Annotated in this window: 19 protein-coding genes; 14 read left to right on the top strand and 5 right to left on the bottom strand. The window is 71.6% G+C overall.

The window, feature by feature from the left end; translation table 11 throughout:
* Positions 1-118 precede the first annotated feature (118 nt).
* The 6 genes from ACQPZP_RS41965 (at position 119) to paaE (ending at position 4,540) form a co-directional block, all read left to right on the top strand.
* Positions 119-619: an Lrp/AsnC family transcriptional regulator gene (locus ACQPZP_RS41965; protein ID WP_433475165.1), complete on the top strand. Its 501-nt coding sequence runs from the start codon at positions 119-121 to the stop codon at positions 617-619.
* A 133-nt stretch (positions 620-752) separates the two neighbouring features.
* The gene (gene paaA / locus ACQPZP_RS41960) at positions 753-1,715 is read left to right on the top strand and encodes a 1,2-phenylacetyl-CoA epoxidase subunit PaaA (RefSeq protein WP_433475164.1); all 963 of its coding nucleotides are present in this window, start codon (positions 753-755) and stop codon (positions 1,713-1,715) included.
* Positions 1,712-2,008, top strand: a complete 297-nt coding sequence (gene paaB, locus ACQPZP_RS41955; RefSeq protein WP_433465066.1) for a 1,2-phenylacetyl-CoA epoxidase subunit PaaB — start codon at positions 1,712-1,714, stop codon at positions 2,006-2,008. Before paaA ends, paaB begins: the two co-directional genes overlap by 4 nt.
* Before the next feature lie 8 nt (positions 2,009-2,016).
* Entirely contained in the window at positions 2,017-2,940 is a 924-nt protein-coding gene (gene paaC, locus ACQPZP_RS41950; protein ID WP_433475163.1) for a 1,2-phenylacetyl-CoA epoxidase subunit PaaC, read from the top strand.
* The gene (paaD, locus tag ACQPZP_RS41945; RefSeq protein ID WP_433479766.1) at positions 2,934-3,452 is read left to right on the top strand and encodes a 1,2-phenylacetyl-CoA epoxidase subunit PaaD; all 519 of its coding nucleotides are present in this window, start codon (positions 2,934-2,936) and stop codon (positions 3,450-3,452) included. The genes paaC and paaD overlap by 7 nt, the downstream gene beginning before the upstream one ends.
* A 2-nt stretch (positions 3,453-3,454) precedes the next feature.
* The gene (gene paaE / locus ACQPZP_RS41940; RefSeq protein WP_433475162.1) at positions 3,455-4,540 is read left to right on the top strand and encodes a 1,2-phenylacetyl-CoA epoxidase subunit PaaE; all 1,086 of its coding nucleotides are present in this window, start codon (positions 3,455-3,457) and stop codon (positions 4,538-4,540) included.
* Here paaE and ACQPZP_RS41935 read toward each other — a convergent pair.
* Entirely contained in the window at positions 4,537-5,169 is a 633-nt protein-coding gene (locus tag ACQPZP_RS41935) for a TetR/AcrR family transcriptional regulator (protein WP_433475161.1), read from the bottom strand. The two genes, paaE and ACQPZP_RS41935, sit on opposite strands and share 4 nt — an antisense overlap.
* Positions 5,170-5,260: 91 nt before the next feature.
* On the opposite strand from ACQPZP_RS41935, the gene ACQPZP_RS41930 reads away from it, so the two are divergent.
* On the top strand, positions 5,261-5,929 hold the full coding sequence (locus ACQPZP_RS41930) for a TetR/AcrR family transcriptional regulator (protein ID WP_433475160.1): 669 nt from the start codon (positions 5,261-5,263) through the stop codon (positions 5,927-5,929).
* Between the two features lie 7 nt (positions 5,930-5,936).
* Here the strand turns inward: ACQPZP_RS41930 and ACQPZP_RS41925 are convergent, their stop codons facing one another.
* Positions 5,937-6,611: a TetR/AcrR family transcriptional regulator gene (locus tag ACQPZP_RS41925; protein ID WP_433475159.1), complete on the bottom strand. Its 675-nt coding sequence runs from the start codon at positions 6,609-6,611 to the stop codon at positions 5,937-5,939.
* A gap of 210 nt (positions 6,612-6,821) precedes the next feature.
* Here ACQPZP_RS41925 and ACQPZP_RS41920 point away from each other — a divergent pair, with 210 nt between their 5' ends.
* Genes ACQPZP_RS41920 through ACQPZP_RS41905 form a run of 4 tightly spaced genes read left to right on the top strand, consistent with a single transcriptional unit; the run spans position 6,822 to position 9,125 of the window.
* The gene (locus ACQPZP_RS41920) at positions 6,822-8,003 is read left to right on the top strand and encodes an alkane 1-monooxygenase (RefSeq protein ID WP_433475158.1); all 1,182 of its coding nucleotides are present in this window, start codon (positions 6,822-6,824) and stop codon (positions 8,001-8,003) included.
* Positions 8,000-8,158 (top strand): rubredoxin, encoded by a 159-nt coding sequence (locus ACQPZP_RS41915; RefSeq protein WP_433475157.1) that lies wholly within the window; start codon positions 8,000-8,002, stop codon positions 8,156-8,158. Before ACQPZP_RS41920 ends, ACQPZP_RS41915 begins: the two co-directional genes overlap by 4 nt.
* A 4-nt stretch (positions 8,159-8,162) precedes the next feature.
* Complete coding sequence (locus ACQPZP_RS41910) at positions 8,163-8,342, top strand: rubredoxin (RefSeq protein ID WP_433465058.1); 180 nt, start codon at positions 8,163-8,165, stop codon at positions 8,340-8,342.
* Between the two features lie 36 nt (positions 8,343-8,378).
* Positions 8,379-9,125: a YwaF family protein gene (locus tag ACQPZP_RS41905; protein WP_433475156.1), complete on the top strand. Its 747-nt coding sequence runs from the start codon at positions 8,379-8,381 to the stop codon at positions 9,123-9,125.
* 70 nt (positions 9,126-9,195) lie between these two features.
* Here ACQPZP_RS41905 and ACQPZP_RS41900 read toward each other — a convergent pair whose 3' ends face one another.
* On the bottom strand, positions 9,196-10,248 hold the full coding sequence (locus ACQPZP_RS41900; RefSeq protein WP_433475155.1) for an ROK family protein: 1,053 nt from the start codon (positions 10,246-10,248) through the stop codon (positions 9,196-9,198).
* Between the two features lie 257 nt (positions 10,249-10,505).
* Between ACQPZP_RS41900 and ACQPZP_RS41895 the strand changes: the two genes are divergently transcribed.
* Together ACQPZP_RS41895 and ACQPZP_RS41890 are read left to right on the top strand one after the other, a co-directional pair.
* Positions 10,506-11,951 (top strand): PLP-dependent aminotransferase family protein, encoded by a 1,446-nt coding sequence (locus ACQPZP_RS41895; protein WP_433475154.1) that lies wholly within the window; start codon positions 10,506-10,508, stop codon positions 11,949-11,951.
* A 101-nt stretch (positions 11,952-12,052) separates the two neighbouring features.
* The gene (locus tag ACQPZP_RS41890) at positions 12,053-12,451 is read left to right on the top strand and encodes a cupin domain-containing protein (RefSeq protein WP_433475153.1); all 399 of its coding nucleotides are present in this window, start codon (positions 12,053-12,055) and stop codon (positions 12,449-12,451) included.
* 70 nt (positions 12,452-12,521) lie between these two features.
* Here ACQPZP_RS41890 and ACQPZP_RS41885 read toward each other — a convergent pair whose 3' ends face one another.
* Positions 12,522-12,725, bottom strand: a complete 204-nt coding sequence (locus ACQPZP_RS41885; protein WP_024936225.1) for a cold-shock protein — start codon at positions 12,723-12,725, stop codon at positions 12,522-12,524.
* Positions 12,726-12,993: 268 nt separating this feature from the next.
* Here ACQPZP_RS41885 and ACQPZP_RS41880 point away from each other — a divergent pair, with 268 nt between their 5' ends.
* Complete coding sequence (locus tag ACQPZP_RS41880; RefSeq protein WP_433465053.1) at positions 12,994-13,221, top strand: hypothetical protein; 228 nt, start codon at positions 12,994-12,996, stop codon at positions 13,219-13,221.
* A 93-nt stretch (positions 13,222-13,314) separates the two neighbouring features.
* Here ACQPZP_RS41880 and ACQPZP_RS41875 read toward each other — a convergent pair whose 3' ends face one another.
* Positions 13,315-13,896 (bottom strand): GAF domain-containing protein, encoded by a 582-nt coding sequence (locus tag ACQPZP_RS41875; RefSeq protein ID WP_433475152.1) that lies wholly within the window; start codon positions 13,894-13,896, stop codon positions 13,315-13,317.
* Between the last annotated feature and the right edge of the window lie 92 nt (positions 13,897-13,988).

Raw genomic sequence — 13,988 nt, 5'->3', positions numbered from 1 at the left:
CGCCGCTCGCTTTCTCTGGACGCATGACAAGCCCAGCGTCCGCTCAGGTGACCATACGTTCAAGATGTCGGGCACAATGAGCGACGAATGGCTTCCTGGTGGATGCGAAGGGGATCGAATGTCTTCCGAGGAGGGTCCGGAGCCCGGGCCGCCGGGACGTTCTGCCGCCCGGCTGGACGACGTGGACCGCGCGATCATCGCCGAGCTGCGCCGCGACGGCCGGATGTCGGTGCGCACCCTCGCCGAGCGCGTGCACGTCTCCCGCGCCAACGCCTACGCCCGGCTCACCCGGCTGACCGGCGACGGAGTGATCACCGGTTTCACGGCCGAGGTGTCACCGCAGAAGGCGGGCCTCGGCACCAGCGCCTACATCTCGGTCACCATCGAGCAGAACACCTGGCGGGCGGTGTCGGCCAGGCTCCGGGACATCCCCTACGTCGAGCACTTCGCGATGGTGGGCGGCGACTACGACATCCTCGTCCTGGTCAGGGCACCGGACAACACGGCGCTCAGGCACGTGGTGCTGGAGTGCGTCCAGGACATCCCCGGAGTCCGCGGCACCCGCACGTGGCTGGTGTTCGAGGAGTCCAGGGGACGCGGCGCCGAGCCCGCCGGCTGAGCCGGCTCACCCCGGCCGCTCACACGGTCTGCCCTGACCTCGGTCCCCGCGACCTGTTGCGCGGACGGGCCGTCTCGTGCGACGGTATTACTTACCGATCGATCAGTAAATGAGCCGGACGTCCGGAGGGACGATGACGACGACCCCCGCCGAGCCCGCGCCGGAGGAACGGCTGCAGGCCGCGTTCGACGCGACCATCGCGCGGCACGACCGCATCGAGCCCCGGGACTGGATGCCGGACGCCTACCGCAGGACGCTCGTCCGCCAGATCGCCCAGCACGCGCACTCGGAGATCATCGGCATGCAGCCCGAGGGCGCCTGGATCGGCCGCGCCCCGTCGCTGCGCCGCAAGGCGATCCTGCTGGCCAAGGTGCAGGACGAGGCCGGGCACGGCCTGTACCTGTACTCGGCGTGCGAGACCCTCGGGATCTCCCGCGCCGAGCTGACCGAGCTGCTGCTGACCGGGAGGCAGAAGTACTCCTCGATCTTCAACTACCCGACCCCGTCCTACGCCGATGTCGGAACGATCGGCTGGCTCGTCGACGGCGCCGCGATCTGCAACCAGGTCCCGCTGTGCCGCACCTCCTACGGCCCCTACGGCCGCGCCATGATCCGCATCTGCAAGGAGGAGTCCTTCCACCAGCGGCAGGGCTACGAGCTGCTGATGACGATGATGCGCGGCACCGATGACCAGCGCGCCATGGTCCAGGAGTCGGTCGACCGGTTCTGGTGGCCGTCCCTGATGATGTTCGGCCCGCCGGACGTGCGGTCCCCGAACAGCGAGCGGTCGATGGCCTGGGGGGTCAAGCGCAACTCCAACGACGAGCTGCGCCAGAAGTTCGTCGACATGACCGTCCCGCAGGCCGAGGCGCTCGGTGTGACGCTGCCGGACCCGGACCTCCGCTGGAACGAGGAACGCGGCCACTACGACTTCGGCGAGCCCGACTGGGACGAGCTCGCCGCCGTCATCCGCGGGGACGGGCCGTGCAACGCCCAGCGGCTCGCCCATCGCCGCGCCGCGCACGAGGACGGCGCCTGGGTGCGCGAGGCGGCCACCGCGTTCGCGGACCGGTCGGCGACGGCGGGTGCCCGATGAGCGCCGACGACCGGCGGGAGTGGCCGCTCTACGAGGTGTTCGTCCGCGGCAAGCGCGGGCTCAACCACGTCCACGTCGGATCGCTGCACGCCCCGGACGACGCGATGGCACTGCGGCACGCGCGCGACGTCTACACCCGGCGCAACGAGGGCGTGAGCATCTGGGTCGTCCGGTCCGACGCGATCACGGCGTCCAGCCCGGACGAGAAGGACCCCCTGTTCGCGCCGAACGGCGACAAGGTCTACCGGCACCCGACGTTCTACGAGATCCCCGAGAACGTCCCGCACATGTGAGGGACACCATGAGCCACGACCCCGTGAGCGATGGGCAGGGCAGCGTCTTCGACGGCCTGATCGGCGGAGACTCGTCCCAGTGGGCGTTCGGCACCGACTTCGAGGACCCGCTGGCCGGCGTCGACACGACGGTGCCGGACGGCGTCGACCACGCCGAACTCGCCGCGTACTGCCTCATGCTCGGCGACGACGCCCTGATCATGTCGCAGCGGTTGTCGGAGTGGTGCAGCCGCGCCCCCGACCTCGAAGAGGACATCGCGCTGTCGAACATGGCGCTCGACCTCCTCGGGCAGGCGCGGCTCCTCCTCGCGCGGGCGGCCGCCGCGGATCCCGGCGCCGTACCGGCCCTGCCCGAGGGCTCGCCCGTCCCCGCCGAGGACGCCCTCGCCTTCTTCCGCGACGCCGGGCGGTTCCGCAACGTGCGCCTCGCCGAAGTGCCCAACGGCGACTTCGCGCACGTCGTCGTCCGGCTGCTGCTGTTCTCGGTGGCCAGGCTCGCGCTGCTCGAACGGCTCCGTTCCAGTGCCGACACGGTGCTGGCGGCGGTCGCGGCGAAGGGTGTCAAGGAGGTCGCCTACCACCGCGACTGGGCGGGCCGCTGGTTCCTCACCCTGGCGCAGGGGACCGCGGAGTCCAGGCGCAGGCTCGTCACGGCCCTCGACGCCCTGTGGCCGCTGCTGACCGAGCTCGTCTCCGCGCACCCGCTCGAACGCTCCCTCGCGCTGGCCGGGGTCGGCGTCGACCCCGCGTCGCTCCGCGACGAGGTGGACGCCGTCCTCGACCAGGTCCTCGCCGTGAGCAGCGTCGACCGTCCTGGTGATGCCGAGCAGGCCAAATCGGGTGGTCGGGACGGCCTGCACACCGAAGCCCTTACCGCGCTGCTCGCCGAGATGCAGGTGGTCGCGCGGGCCCACCCGAGCGGGCGCTGGTGACCGCCCGGGAGGGCGCGGTCCGGCTCGCGAGGCAGGCCGCCGGGCAGGTGCGCGACCCCGAGATGCCGATGCTCACCCTCGCGGACCTCGGCGTCCTGCGCGGCGTCGATGTCGACCCGCGGCCGGACGGCGACGTCGTCATCGCCTCCATCACCCCCACCTACACGGGCTGCCCGGCCATGGCGACCATGCGCGACGACCTCGTCCACAGGTTGAACGACGCCGGGTTCCAGCACGTGGAGGTGCGCGTCGTGCTCGACCCGCCCTGGTCGAGCGACTGGATCTCCGATCGCGGCCGGGCCGCCCTGCGGGAGGCCGGGCTGTCGCCCCCCGGCCGGGCAGCCGACCGTCCGGTTGGGCTGGTGCTCGGCCCGGTCCGGCTCGCCCCGCGCTGCCCGCGCTGCGGCTCGGCGTCCACCCGGCTGACCTCGGAGTTCGGCGCCACCGCCTGCAAGGCCCTCTACACCTGCACCGGCTGCCTCGAACCGTTCGAGCACGTCAAGGAGATCTGAGGATGACCATGCTCGCGCCCGCCCCGTCCCGGGCGGCGGCCTTCCACCCGCTGACCGTGTCGGCGGTGGACCGCCTGTGCGAGGACGCCGCGGCGATCACGTTCGCCGTCCCCGGCGAGCTGCGCGACGCGTACGCGTTCCGGGCGGGGCAGTCGCTCACCCTCCGCCGTGTCATCGACGGGCAGGAGCACCGCCGGACCTACTCGATCTGCGCCCCGGCCGGAGCCGCACCCCGTATCGGCGTCCGCGAGATCCCCGGTGGCCTGTTCTCGTCCTGGCTCGTGCACGAGGTGGAGCCGGGGACCCGGATCGAGGTGCAGACCCCGACCGGCTCCTGGCGGGCCGACCCCGCCCTGGGGGAGCGGCACCTGTGCGTCGCCGCCGGGTCGGGCATCACGCCGATGCTGTCGGTCGCCTCGACGGTGCTGACCCACCCCGGCGCCCAGGTGTCGCTCCTGTACGGCAACCGGACCAGCCGCACCGTGATGTTCACCGAGGAGCTCGGCGACCTGAAGAACCGGTACGGTCCCCGGCTGCAGACCGTCCACGTGCTCTCCCGCGAGCCCCGCGAGGTCGAGTTGTTCTCCGGACGCCTCGACGGCGGCCGTCTGCGCCGCCTCCTCACCGAACTGGTGCCGGTCGAGACCTTCGACCATGTCTGGCTGTGCGGGCCACTCGACATGGTCGAGGACGCACGGGCGGTCCTCGACGACCTCGGCGTTCCCGCCCGCAACGTCCATGTCGAGCTCTTCTATGTGGACGCGCCCCCACCTCAGCCGCGACGGGACGACGACCGAATGGCACCCGGGGCGACGACCGAACTGACCACGGTCCTTGACGGTGTGCGCACCACCTCGACCGTCTCCCGCGAGACCACGCTCCTCGACTCGGCCCAGGCCACCCGCTCCGACCTGCCGTTCGCCTGCAAGGGCGGCGTCTGCGGGACGTGCCGCGCCGCCGTCCGCGAGGGCGAGACCGACATGCGCCGCAACTATGCCCTGGAGCAGTCGGAGCTGGACGCCGGTTTCGTCCTCACGTGCCAGACCTTCCCGGTCGGCGAGAACGTGACCGTCGACTACGACGCCTAGCCCCGTTCGTGGCGGGACAGGCCGTCGAAGGCGATGGCGGTGATCGCGTCGGCGACGGTCGCCGGGTCGTACGCCCCCTCCGGCCGGTACCACTCGACCAGCGAGTTCACCATGCCGAACAGCAGCCGGCTCACCAGCGCGGGCGGAACGTCGTCGCGCAGCGCGCCCTCCGCGACGGCGTCCGAGACGAGCGCGGCGAGGCGGTCGTCGAGCCAGCGCCGCCGTTCCAGTGCCGCCACCTCGACCTCGCTGTTGCCCCGCACCCGCAGAAGGAGCGTGACGGACGGCTGGTGCGCGGCGAGGACTTCGACGCTGCGCCGCACCACCTCGCGGAGGCGCCCGTACGCGGTGGCTCCGGCACCGTCACGGGACGCCTCGGTCACGACCGCGGTGAGCTCGTCGAGAGCATCGTCCAGAGCCTCACCGAGCAGCTGCTCCTTGCCCGTGACGTGGTGGTAGATCGCGGGCTTCGTCAGCCCCAGCTCCTTGGCCAGGTCGCCCATGCTCGCGGCGTCGTACCCCTTGCGGTTGAACAGCTCCACCGCGGCCCGCAGGACCGCCGGCTGGTCGTAACCGGGACGGCCTCTCCGGCGGCGCGGCGGAGGGTCGGCGGGCCCGGGTGACGTCACGCCTGCAGCATCTCACGGGGGCCGTGATCGCCGGTGACGCGTAGACTCCACGGGGCGCCAGCTCAGGAGCCGTTCCGGGCGGGAGGGACTCATGCCGAAGCGCGCGCCGCGGCGGGTCATGCGGGTCGTGCTCAACCGCGACCTCATCGTGCACACCGCCGTCGGCCTGGTCGAGCGCGAGGGCGCCAAGGCGCTGTCGATGCGCGCGGTCGGCGCGGAGCTGGGTGTCACGGCGATGGCGATGTACAACCACGTGCCCGACAAGGAGGCCCTCGTCCGGGGCATCGCCGAGTACGTGATGGGCAGCATGGACCTGCCCGAGGAGCGGCCCGGCGACTGGCGGGAGGGCGCCCGCGACCTGGTCCGCGCCTTCCGCAGAACGGCGCAGGAGTATCCGCGGTGCATGGCGCTGGTGGTGGCGAACAGGACCGGGATCCCGGTCGGGCTGCGTGTGATCGAGCGTGCCCTGGTCATCTGCGCCCAGGCCGGTCTGGACACCGTCACCTCGGTGCATGTCCTGCGGTCGCTGATGGCCTACGTCCTGGGCTCCCAGCTCCGGGAGGCCGGGATGAGCAGGCTCCAGCGGCAGAAGCCCGGCGACCTTGCCGACGACCTGCGGAGCCTGGACGCCGAGAGGTTCCCGCACGTCGTCGCGCTTCCCTGCGAGCTGTCCGAGCACGGGTCGGACGCCTCGTTCGAGTTCGGCCTGGAGCTGTTCCTGTCCTCGGTCGAGGTGATGGCGGCCAGGCGCTCGACGTGATGGACGGCTAACGGGCCTTCCGCGGCAGCCGGTCGAGCGCGTCCAGCAGCATCTCCAGCCCGCACTCGAAGTCCGGTTCGAGGTCCGGGCGCGTCAGCTCGTCCGCCGCCTCGACCACGTGCGGGATCTCCGCGGGGTCCACTTCGAGCCGCAGGGCGGTGAGATCGCCGGGGAGGCGTCCCGGGATCGTGAGCGCCCCGCCCTCCAGCATCTGGGCGCCGATGACGTACGACATGAGCGCGCGGAAGGCGTGCACGGAGGTGGCGCCGTCGAACCCGGCGGCGTCGAACACCGCCAGCGCCTGCTCCGTCGTCCGCCAGCCGAACGTCTGGCCGGTGCTGCTGGTCAGCACCAGATGCGTGGTCCGCGGGTAGCGCCGCGCGATGGCGCGGAAGGCGGCGACCAGGGCACGCGCGCTGCGCTTCCAGTCCAGCCCGGGACCGGCGTCGGCGTCGAGGACGTCCAGGCCGGCGAGGACGGATTCCGCCACGGCCCCAAGGAGCGCGTCCTTGTTCGGCACGTGGTTGTAGAGCGACATCACGCCCACGCCGAGTTCGGCGGCGATCCTGCGCATGGACAGCGCCTTGGCGCCGTCCCGCTCGATGAGCGTGATGGACGTCCGGACGATCAGTTCGCGCGTCAGCGGCCGCCGCTCGGCGTGCTCGGCCGTCTCCCTCGCCATCACCGTCCCTCTTCACCGATCCATGCCGTGCGGCCAGGAAGTCCCCGCTACGCCCCCATAGAGCGTATCGACAGGGCACCGGCCGGCGGGGGCGCCGGCGCCGCTGAGGCGCCCTGTTGCGTACGTCATAAATCTTGTTTACAGCGTACGTACCGTGTCATGGTGATGGTGGGCCGAGGCACCACGTCCCCCCGGAAACCTGGAGGTGTCATGACAACGGCGACCGCCGGCGTCGGCGACAAGGACTGGGTCGACAAGAAGAAGCACCTCTGGATGCTGGGGCTGGCCGTGCCGCTGTCGCCCTTCTTGTCCTGGGGGCTGGTCGTGCTCACCGGGTGGGACGTCCTGTGGTTCACCGGCGTCCTCGTCCTGGGCGGTATCGCTCCGGTCCTGGACCAGGTCCTGGGGGAGGACTCGTCCAACCCGCCCGAGAGCATCCTGGCCTGGCTGGAGACCCAGAAGTACTACCGCTGGTGCACCTATCTCTACGTCCCGCTGCAGTACGCGGGCCTGGTGCTGGCCTGCTGGATGTGGTCGCGCGGGGACGTGTCCGTCCTCGGCAGGATCGGGCTCGCGCTGACGATCGCCAATGTCGGCGGCGTCGGCATCAACACCGCCCACGAGCTGGGGCACAAGAAGGAGTCGCTGGAGCGCCGGCTGTCGAAGATCACACTGGCGCAGACCGCCTACGGGCACTTCTACATCGAGCACAACCGCGGCCACCACGTCCGCGTCGCCACGCCGGAGGACCCGGCGAGCGCCCGGCTCGGCGAGAGCTTCTACCGCTTCTGGCCCCGGACGGTCTGGGGCGGCCTCAAGTCGGCGTGGCGCCTGGAGAAGGCGCGGCTGGCGCGCCGGGGCAAGCGTCCCTGGACGCTGCGCAACGACGTGCTGAACTCCTGGGCGGTGACCGTGCTGCTGTTCGGTGTCCTGATCGGCGTCTTCGGCCCGGGCATCACCCCGTACCTGGCGGCGCAGGCGGTGCTCGGGTTCACGATGCTGGAGGTCATCAACTACCTGGAGCACTACGGGCTGCTGCGCCAGAAGACCCCGGGCGGACGGTACGAGCGGTGCGCTCCCAGGCACAGCTGGAACAGCAACAGCATCGCGTCCAACATCCTGCTCTACCACCTGCAGCGGCACAGCGACCACCACGCCAACCCCACCCGCCGCTACCAGGCGCTCCGGCATTTCGACGAGGCGCCGCAACTGCCCGGCGGCTACTCCGTGATGAGCCGCCTGGTGTTCGTCCCCCCGCTGTGGCGGCGCGTCATGGACAAGAGGGTCATCGCCCACTACGGCGGGGACGCGTCCCTGGCCAACATCCAGCCAGGGCAGCACTCTCGTTACGGGGTCGTCCCGCCGGCGGTGCGGGAGGGGGCGGCGGCGTGACCTACCGGTGCCCGGTCTGCGGCTACGAGTACAGCGAGGAGACCGGAGAGCCCCGGGAGGGCTTCCCGGCCGGAACCCTGTGGCCGGACGTCCCCGACGACTGGTGCTGTCCCGACTGCGGCGTCCGCGAAAAGATCGACTTCGAGAAGGTGTGAGTCCATGGAGTACCGGGTCTGGGAGTGCATGGTCTGCGGCTTCGTCTACGACGAGGCCGAAGGCTGGCCCGAGGAGGACATCCCGCCGGGCACCCGCTGGGACGACATCCCCGACGACTGGTCATGCCCCGAGTGCGGCGCCGCGAAGGCCGACTTCCAGATGACCGAGGTGACCCGCGCCTGACCGGTACGGCGGGGTCCAGGCGGTTAGCATCACCAGGTGTCGCATACCGCCGCCGGTGATTTCGTCGCGTACGGGCCGTCGCACTGGGCGGCGCTCGGCCTGTTCGCGGTCGGCTGCGCCGGGCTGGTGCGGCTCGGCCGGACGCAGCGGACGGAGCCGGGCGGCGGGTTCGGAGGCCGGGCGAGGGGCTTCGGCAAGGCGTACGCGCTGGCGATCGTGTACGTGGTGATCGGCACCCATGTGTACACGCTGCTGCCGGGACAGTGGCGCATCGGCGGGTCGCTTCCGCTGCAGCTGTGCGACGTGGCGTGGGTGATCACGGTCGGCGCGCTGTGGACGTTCGGCCGGCGATGGTTCGCGCTGACGTACTACTGGGGACTCACCCTGTCGGTCCAGGCCCTGCTCACCCCTGCCCTGAACGGCGCCGACTACCCCGGCATCGACTACCTGGGTTTCTTCGGGCCGCACCTGATGATCGTTTGGGCCGCCGTGTACCTGACATGGGGGCTGGGGATGCGGCCGGGCTGGGGCGAGTACCGGTTCGCGGTCGCCGCCACCGTGGTGTGGGCCGTCGCCACGTTCGTCTTCAACGTGATCGCCGGAACCAACTACGGGTATCTCAACAGGAAGCCCGGCACCGCCTCCGTGCTCGACCTGATGGGCCCATGGCCGTGGTACGTGCTGGTCGAGATCGCGATCATCCTGCTCGGCTGGGCCCTGATCACCTGGCCCTGGACCCGGATGGCCGGACCCCGTCCGGCCGCCGGCCGGGAACGCCGCTGACCCGTCCCCCGCGCACGTCGCCTCGCACGAGGTTCAGGGCCGAGATGACGCCCGCGGCCGGCGGCCGCCATCAGACCCCGACCGAGTCGTCCTCCAGCGGCGTCGCCGGGCGGAGCGCCTCCCGGGCCGCGATCGCCGCGCCGCGGGCGCCCGCCATGTCCAGGTCGGGAACGAGAGCGAAGACCGCCTTCTGCGCCTGCTCGACGCGCAGTCCCGTGTGCCGGCGCACCAGCGACAGCAGCCAGTTCCGGAACCGGGGGTGCGCCTCCACGACGCCGCCGCCCAGGAAATAGGCGTCCGGATCGGTGAAGTCCGCCGCGAGGGTGAAGAGCCTGCCCAGCGCCTTGGCCTGCTGCTCGAAGATCGCCAGTGCCAGGGGGTCGTCTCGTTCGGCGTAGGAACGCAGCAGCTTGGCGGCCTCCGCGAGCGGCACCTCCGACAACGGGTGGCCGGGGAAGCGGCCCAGCCAGTACGGCAGCAGATTCCGCCCGAGAGCGGTCAGTGAAGCGATGCTCTCCACATCCCCAGCGTTGCCGCAGTTGCACATGGGAAGCGGCTGCCCGTCCTCGACGACTCCCTCAAGGGGAATGCGCACGTGCCCCAGCTCCCCGGCCATACCGGACGCGCCCCGGACGACGCGCCCGGATTCGACCACCCCGCCGCCCAGCCCGGTGCCGACGATCGCCGCCACCGAGGAGCGTTCCATCGCCTCCGCGCCGAAATACGCGTGATGGGCGTACAAAGCCGCCGCGTTCGCGTCGTTGCTGTAGACGACCGGCAACCCGATCCGCTCCTCCAGCGCGGTGCGGATGTCGAAACCGGCCCATTCCTCGTGCCCGAAGTTCGTCGAGCCCTTCGCCGAGATGACCCCCTCGGCGGTCGCCGGGCCCGGGGTGTCCAGCCCTACGCCGGCCACGGCCGACCTGCTCACCCCCGTGGCCTTCAGCACCTCGTCCAGGGACGTGCACAGCGCCCGCAGCGCCGCCTCCGGCCCCTCGCGAACACAACTGGCGGACTCCATGAGCCCCGACACCACGAACCGGCCCCCGGCGTCCAGGAGCGTCGCGTTGTTGGAGGTTCCGCCATTGTCAAGACCCACGATGTACCAAGGGCCGACTGCCATGCCCGCTCCCGTCCATGAATGCGCCGGCGCGCCCGGCGCACCCACAGCATGGAGAACCCGCCGCCCCGACGGCAAGACCGCGATGATCGCGCCGGCCGGCCCACGAGGATCACCGGCCGCCGTCAGGACGACGTCAAGATTCCCCATGTGCGCGAAGACGCGCACGGCGGGCTCCTTCCGATGTGGATGTCCGATGGAGAGCCGGAGGCTCCGTCTCGACGGTAGGGAAGGATCAGTCCACTAAACTGGGCCATTGGATGGACGAAAGATTGGACAGCTTTCCAGCCCGGACGCCGGCGTCGGCCGTGGGGCCCGAGCTGTTCCTGGAGGTTCCGCCCAGAGGCGGGCGGCGCCGGGCGGTCGAGGAGTCGTTGCGGGCCGCCATCCGCGACGGGCGCCTCCTGTCGGGGGCGCGCCTGCCGTCGAGCCGGGACCTCGCCGCCGAACTGGGGGTGGCGCGCGGCACCGTCGCCGCCGCCTACGAGCAGCTGGTCGCCGAGGGCTGGCTCACGGCCCGGTCCGGTTCGGGGACGCGGGTCGCCGCCGGGGCGCGCGCGCCGGCGCCCGCGCCCCGGGAGCACGCCGCCTCGCGGCCGTCCGCGCCCCGCCACGATCTGCGGCCCGGCCGCCCCGACACCGGTGCCTTCCCGCGCGCCGCCTGGGCCCGCGCCATGCGGCACACGCTGCGGGAGGCGCCCGCCGACGCGTTCGACCTCGGTGATCCGAGAGGGCGGCCGGAGCTGCGGAGGACCCTGTCCGCCTATCTGGGCCGCGTGCGCGGCGTCCGCGCCGACCCGTCGCATCTGATCGTGTGCTCCGGCTTCACGCAGGCGCTCGACCTGCTCACCGGGGTCTTCGCCGAGCTCGGGGCGGGGACGGCCGGGATGGAGAACCCCGCCATCGGCGACCATGTCTCGATCGTCGCCTCCCGGCTCGCCATCGCGGACATCGCCGTGGACGCCGAGGGCATGTCCCGGGCGGAACTGGCCGCCTCCGCCGCGCGGGTCGCCGTGTGCACGCCGGCGCACCAGTTCCCGCTGGGGACGAGCATGTCCCCCGGACGCCGGGCCGGGCTCCTGTCCTGGGCGGACGAGAACCTCGGCTGGATCGTCGAAGACGACTACGACGGGGAGTTCCGCTACGACCGGCGTCCCATCGGCGCGCTCCAGTCCCGCCGGCCGTCCCGGGTGATCTACGTGGGGTCGGCCAGCAAGAGTCTCGGGCCGGCGGTGCGGCTCGGGTGGATCGCCTGCCCGCCGCGGCTGCTCGAACCGCTCGCCGAGGCCAAGCGCCGGGCCCGCCCCACCAGCCCGCTGGAACAGCTCGCACTCGCCCGCATGATCGACAGCGGTGACTACGACCGCCACCTGCGCGGGGTCCGCGTGGCCTATCGCCGCCGCCGCGACCTCCTCGCTCAGGCGGTGCGCTCACGGCTGCCGCGAGCGCGCGTCCTCGGCATCGAGGCGGGCCTGCACGCCATCATCGAACTGCCGGCCGGCTCGCCGGACGAGGCGACGGTGTCCGCCGCGCTGCGCGCCGCGTCGGTGGACGTGCACACCCTGGGCGATTACCTTCGTCCGCCCCTCGGCCACGACCGGCGGCGGCCGTCGCTGGTGGTCGGGTACGGCACGCCTCCCACGCACGCCTACCCGGGTGCCGTCAACGCGCTCGTCGGTGTGCTGCGGAGGCTGGACGCGGCCTAGCGATCCGTGCACGCCCGGCGTCCCGGGGCCTCGAACAGCCCAATGTTTCCGGCTGGGAATGGCCCAGTGTTCTGGGCCGATTCCGGCCTAGCGTGCCGTCCATGGAAAGCAGCCCGCAGTCGAACACCGTTCTGACCGTCCTCCAGGAGGAGCAGCCGTCGATTCCCGGCGGGGCCTGTGCGATGACGGTCCTCATCGAGCTGCCGCCGGGCGACCCGGGCACCCCGCCGCACCGCCACGCCGGCCCCGTCTTCGGCTACATGCTCGAAGGGGAAATGATCTTTGAGCTGGAGGGCGAGCCCGAGCGGGTGATCCGCTCCGGTGAGGCGTTCTGGGAGCCGGGCGGCGACGTCATCCACTACCAGGCGGCCAACAACCTCAAGGACCGCCCGAGCCGTTTCGTCGTCGTCATGATGTGCCTCCCAGGAGAGCCGATGCTCACCCTGGTCGGCGAGGAGGAACTGCGCCGGCGGCAGGACCGCCGCGCACCCCGCCCGTGACTGCGGCACGCGCCGCCGGCATGGGTGAGCGGCGGGCGGCCCGAGGGGCCGCCCGCCGCCGAGCCGGCGATCAGGCGGGGACGATGTTCTCCGCCTGCAGGCCCTTCTGGCCCTGGGTGATGTCGAACGACACCTTCTGGCCCTCCTGGAGCTCACGGAAGCCCTGGGCCGCGATGTTGGAGTAGTGGGCGAAGACGTCGGCGCCGCCGCCGTCCTGCTCGATGAAGCCGAAGCCCTTTTCCGCGTTGAACCACTTGACGGTGCCGGTGGCCATGATCGTCTCCTTCTGGATCGGTCCCGGCCGCACACCCTGTGCGCCCGGGGATGCCGCGATGGCCCATCCGGAAGATCCAGAACAACAAAAATGCGCCTGAGGTCAGATCCACCAGGCGCACGCACATGTCTTTGGGAACCGCAACTACGAGCGACGGTATCACATGATTTGGCGGGTCGACGGAAAACATGCGCGGGCCGCGCGCCGTGAATTTTCATCAGGCGCCGGAGACTCCCCGCATACGCTCAGGTGGCGCATAATGGGGGTAATGAAACCCACCAGACCCACCGGGCGGCGGCACCTGCCCACCAGCCCCTTCAAACCCCCGCCCGCGGCTCCGCCGACCAAGGAGTTCGAGCTGGGGGACCAGGTCACGCATGACAAGCACGGGCTCGGGCGCGTGCTGGAGGTCGAGCCCGGGCGTGCCGTCCTGGTCGACTTCGGGACGCGGAAAGTCAAGATTCTCGCTCCGTTCGCGAAGCTTTTCAAGCTCTGAAACACCGCCGGGAACCCGGCCGTGGCAGGGCCGAATCCGCGGAATCGCCGACCGACGGCCGCCGGGCCGGGGAAAGGCCCGCCCAGGCGGTTTTCAGGCCTGCCCTGGAGTCGGCAGCGGTGCCGTCTCCTCGTCCGGCCCCGTCACGTCGACCGCGGGTTCCGCCGGGGTGTCGGAGACGCGCGCTCCCGCCATCTCGATCAGCCGGGCGGCCATGTCGCAGAACAGGAGCATCTGGCGAGCGGTGGCCGGGCTGAACGGCTGAGCGCCGGGTTGTCCCACGACGGCGAGCACTCCCCGGGTGGCCTCGCCCGTTTCCAGCGGCAGGATCAGGATCGGGCCGGCCGGCAGGCCGATCAGCGTCTGGTCGGCCGCGATCCGCGCGGACAGGGCCCGGCGGGAACTGAAGGCCCGGCCGAGCATCGACCGGCCGCGTCGCACCGTCAGCCCGCGTATCCGGTCGCTGTCGGTGCCGACCGCGACCTCGATCCGCAGTGTGTTGCCCTCCTCGGCGGGGAGGGCCAGGAACGCGAGAGGAACGCGCGCCAGCGTGCGGGCGTGCGCCGTCACGAGAGGCAGCATGCCTGACGGCCGGGTCCCGTTCAGGACCTCCGTCATCAGTTCGAACGTGGCGGCGAAGCGCCGGTGGTCCGCCCCGGTCGGTGCGGCACCCACGGACCCCCACCCGCTGGATCCCAGATCGTCGCCCGTCATGTCGTCATCGCGATGTCGAGAGCTCCGACCGCGTGTCGAGAAACCAGGAGGAC

It is taken from the genome of Spirillospora sp. CA-142024 (assembly GCF_050942325.1).
Taxonomy (GTDB): domain Bacteria; phylum Actinomycetota; class Actinomycetes; order Streptosporangiales; family Streptosporangiaceae; genus Spirillospora.
This window is presented reverse-complemented; position numbering and strand designations above follow the sequence as displayed.

Bases quoted from the DNA above. Each gene is read 5' to 3' on its own strand.
- ACQPZP_RS41965 (WP_433475165.1), top strand. From the start codon at position 119: ATGTCTTCCGAGGAGGGTCCGGAGCCCGGGCCGCCGGGACGTTCTGCC.
- paaA (WP_433475164.1), top strand. From the start codon at position 753: ATGACGACGACCCCCGCCGAGCCCGCGCCGGAGGAACGGCTGCAGGCC.
- paaB (WP_433465066.1), top strand. From the start codon at position 1,712: ATGAGCGCCGACGACCGGCGGGAGTGGCCGCTCTACGAGGTGTTCGTC.
- paaC (WP_433475163.1), top strand. From the start codon at position 2,017: ATGAGCCACGACCCCGTGAGCGATGGGCAGGGCAGCGTCTTCGACGGC.
- paaE (WP_433475162.1), top strand. From the start codon at position 3,455: ATGACCATGCTCGCGCCCGCCCCGTCCCGGGCGGCGGCCTTCCACCCG.
- ACQPZP_RS41930 (WP_433475160.1), top strand. From the start codon at position 5,261: ATGCCGAAGCGCGCGCCGCGGCGGGTCATGCGGGTCGTGCTCAACCGC.
- ACQPZP_RS41925 (WP_433475159.1), bottom strand. From the start codon at position 6,611: ATGGCGAGGGAGACGGCCGAGCACGCCGAGCGGCGGCCGCTGACGCGC.
- ACQPZP_RS41920 (WP_433475158.1), top strand. From the start codon at position 6,822: ATGACAACGGCGACCGCCGGCGTCGGCGACAAGGACTGGGTCGACAAG.
- ACQPZP_RS41910 (WP_433465058.1), top strand. From the start codon at position 8,163: ATGGAGTACCGGGTCTGGGAGTGCATGGTCTGCGGCTTCGTCTACGAC.
- ACQPZP_RS41900 (WP_433475155.1), bottom strand. From the start codon at position 10,248: ATGGCAGTCGGCCCTTGGTACATCGTGGGTCTTGACAATGGCGGAACC.
- ACQPZP_RS41895 (WP_433475154.1), top strand. From the start codon at position 10,506: ATGGACGAAAGATTGGACAGCTTTCCAGCCCGGACGCCGGCGTCGGCC.
- ACQPZP_RS41890 (WP_433475153.1), top strand. From the start codon at position 12,053: ATGGAAAGCAGCCCGCAGTCGAACACCGTTCTGACCGTCCTCCAGGAG.
- ACQPZP_RS41885 (WP_024936225.1), bottom strand. From the start codon at position 12,725: ATGGCCACCGGCACCGTCAAGTGGTTCAACGCGGAAAAGGGCTTCGGC.
- ACQPZP_RS41880 (WP_433465053.1), top strand. From the start codon at position 12,994: ATGAAACCCACCAGACCCACCGGGCGGCGGCACCTGCCCACCAGCCCC.